A 3,565-nucleotide genomic window follows, 5' to 3' on the forward strand; every position below is an offset into this window, starting at 1 on the left:
GTCTCACGAATACGATCATCTAATATGGGATAAGATATATTGGGATTATTATCGTTTTCATTCTTTTGTCCTACCGAGTAAGGGGGATTACCAAAGATAACTTTGATGTTCAGATTTTTCTGGTGTTCTAAATATTCACTGTTTTCTTTGAGTATACCGTCTATCAAGTTTTTTTCTTTAAGCGTTTGAAACGTATCAGCCAAACCAATATGCTTGAAAGGGATATACTCACCTTTCATAAGACTATGATAGGTCGATTCAATGTTAATCGCTGCTATGTAATAGGCAAGCAAAACAATCTCATTGGCATGGATATCATGACGGAATTTATATGCCATATCCTCTGGTTTTATGAGATTCGATTGTAATAACCGTGTGATAAAGGTACCCGTTCCAGTAAAGGGGTCAAGTATAGAAACCCCCCGTGATCCTAGGCTTTTTCCAAATTCATTACGCAACACATCATCAACAGAATGAATGATAAAATCCACGACCTCAACGGGGGTATAAACAATCCCAAGCTTATCCGTGGTTTTCTTAAATGCCTTGGCAAAAAAGCTTTCATAAAGCGTAATAATAAGATTTTGCCTTGCTAAAGGCGAGGTAATCCCAGAAGCACGAAGCTTTACACTGTTATAAAACTCTTGTAATTCCTTGGATTCTTCCTCGATATTGGTTTTATCCAGTTCTGTTAAGATCCTTTCCATTGCTTGCGAAATGGCATTGTTTTGCACAAATTCATTTCCTTCAAACAAGGCTTCAAACACGGGACGCGTGACAAGATGTTGCGCTAACATCTCAATGGCTTCCTCTTGCTTTATTTCACTGTTTAAGTTGTTCTTTAATTCCTTATGAAATGCATCAAAAGCATGAAAGGCTTCACTGGTTTCATCAGAAAGCAGATTTTGAAGATGCGTGATATGGTTTTGAGCAATCTCAGCAACATTGCCCGCCCAATTTTCCCAATAATCCGCAATAGCAAATTTCTTCGCAATAAGGGTTTTCAGAGCATTGGGAAACTCTTTATAAAAAGGTAATCTTCCTGTTACGCTATGAATAGTTTGTGGTTCATGAGCGGCTTTTCCAATCTCAAGTCCCATATGTTCTGATTTTTCATGGATATGAAGTTTATCCTCAACCGCGGTCATGCTCTTTAAGGCGACAATCTCCAAAGAATTACTAACATCTTGCCCCAAAATCATCTGGTTAAGGGTGATTTAAAAATTCTCATCATGAGCAAGCAAAGCATTGATGACTTGCCAGACCACCTTGTATCTCTTGTTGTAGCGTAAAGCATGTTCAGCAGAAACCCCAGCAGGGATCCCAACGGGTAAAATGATGTAGCCTCTTTTCTTGCCCTTTGCACGGCGCATGATACGCCCCACCGCCTGTATCACATCCACATGACTTTTACGCGGGTGTAAAAACATAATGGCATCAAGAGCAGGCACATCCACCCCTTCAGACAGACAGCGAACATTGGTGAGCACACGGCAAGTATTTTCCCCCACATCTTCCTTAAGCCAATCAAGGGCTTTATTGCGCATTTTGGCACTTTGTGTTCCATCAATATGATCAAAGGTACACTGAAGAGGCGGGGTATCTTTATAGAGTTGATGAAGATTAAATAATTCTTCCTGTATTTCTTCAGAATTGAAGGTTTTACGAATGCGTTTAGACGTCTTGATATCTTTACAAAATGCCAAAGCCCGCCGCATGGGATTGGGGTCATCACTTAGATCAACCTTTAGATCTATTTTAGCAAGGGCTTGATAACAGCCTATAATCTTGGTTTTATCATCAAGAATAAGTTCATAATTCTCATCGGTCATTAGATGTTGAATGGATTGACTTACTTCTTCTTCATTAACACCCAAAACAATAATCTTATAAGGTGCTAAAAGTTCATTCTGAACGGCTTTTGAGAAAGTATAGGTATAAAGCTCTTTTCCATAGAGTTCTTCATCATCCATAGAGGCGAGAACGGCATTGATCTCATTGGCTTGCTTTTTGGCATCATCGGTAAAGATCTTAGGGGTTGCTGTCATATACAGCCGTTTTTTACCTCGAATGATGCTGTTATCATGAACCTTGATAAATTCGGATTCATTGTCTTCAGTTCCCAATGAAGCCCCAGTGGTTCTATGCGCTTCATCACAGATGATCAGATCAAATTCGGGTAAATCATACTTTTTTTGCGCATCAGAAATCACTTGGATTGAATGATAAGTAGAAAACACCACGGTCATCAGATCATGTGAAACCTTACCTGCTTTACTAGCCAGTTCTTTTGCATCCGTGGTAGCCGGCAAGGCAAGATCAGAGCTATCAAATTCAAGAGCATCATTTTTATTCTTACGACGTTTTCCCACTTGTGTATCCGAACACACGGCAAAGGAGCGCAAAGGTACTTCTGTATCTTCTGTCCATTCACGAATTGTTTGAGATATGAGAGCAAGGGAGGGCACCAGAAACAAAACACGCTTGCCTTTCCCTGCTATGGTTTCTGCTATCTTCAAACTGGTGAAAGTCTTGCCCGTCCCACATGCCATAATTAGCTTGCCACGGTCGGCTTCTTTTAAACCTTCACAGACTTTCTCAAGGGCTTCTTTTTGATGATCTAAAAGCTTTTTTTTGGGTTGCTCTTTAAGAACGGCTTGTCCTTGTTCTTTATACGCCCCCCAATCGATTTGACTGCTTTCCAAATCAAAAAGGTTTATGCGTTGAATACGAACCTCTTGCCCCTCACAAGTCAGTTCAACATTGTCACTCCAATCTGTTTCGGTGCTATCAATCAGAATACGACGCGTGAAGATCTTTTTGCCAGAAGCTGCTATAAAACTATCAATATCTTCTTTTTTAATTATGTGAGAGGCATCATAGCATTTACATTGAATGGCAGCATAGCCACCTTCATCACGGACTGTAGCGACTAGATCAATGCCAATATCAGTTCCATCTTCTCCATGCTCCTTAGCCCATTCACAATAGGTTTGAACCTTTTCGTATTCCTGCTTTTGAAGCGGGTCGTTTGTCAAATAAGCCATGACAAGGTTTTCAAACATGGTTCCTAATTCACGGGGTGATTTAGCTCGTTGACGATAATATTCTAACAAAGAGCGTAAAGTGACGTGTTCATTATCAGAATGATGAGGGCGAAGCATAAAGAATAAACTTCATGACAATATATTCTATTGATTAATTCTCTTCAAAAGAATCAAAATGAAGCTTATTAAATCCATTTTGAATGAATAGTGTGAAAAATTCGGAAAATGCTAAAAAGCGGATAAATTTTTTCAAAAAGTTTTTTTTAATGCTGTTTATCCACAGCCTATGAGAGAGATCAGATCAGCAAACTAGTGAAATTTGCTATTCGTTTCACGGGTTAATCAAGACAAATGAAGCATGTGCTTTTAAAATATCATAATGATTATTTTGATAGGTTTTATGAGTCACTCAAATAGTCTATTTTGTCAGTTCAATTTACTGACACAAACTGACAAATATATATTATGGATTGTATTTAAGGTTGTATTGTCGATATAGGTTGTATCGTTAAAATGCT

Annotated in this window: 1 pseudogene; it reads right to left on the minus strand. The window is 38.7% G+C overall.

The window, feature by feature from the left end:
• A pseudogene (locus ACFIL8_RS08405) lies at window positions 1–3,164 on the minus strand (DEAD/DEAH box helicase family protein); the annotation flags it as partial.
• Window positions 3,165–3,565 lie beyond the last annotated feature (401 nt).

The organism is Bartonella sp. AP57NXGY (assembly GCF_042195805.1).
Classification (GTDB): domain Bacteria; phylum Pseudomonadota; class Alphaproteobacteria; order Rhizobiales; family Rhizobiaceae; genus Bartonella.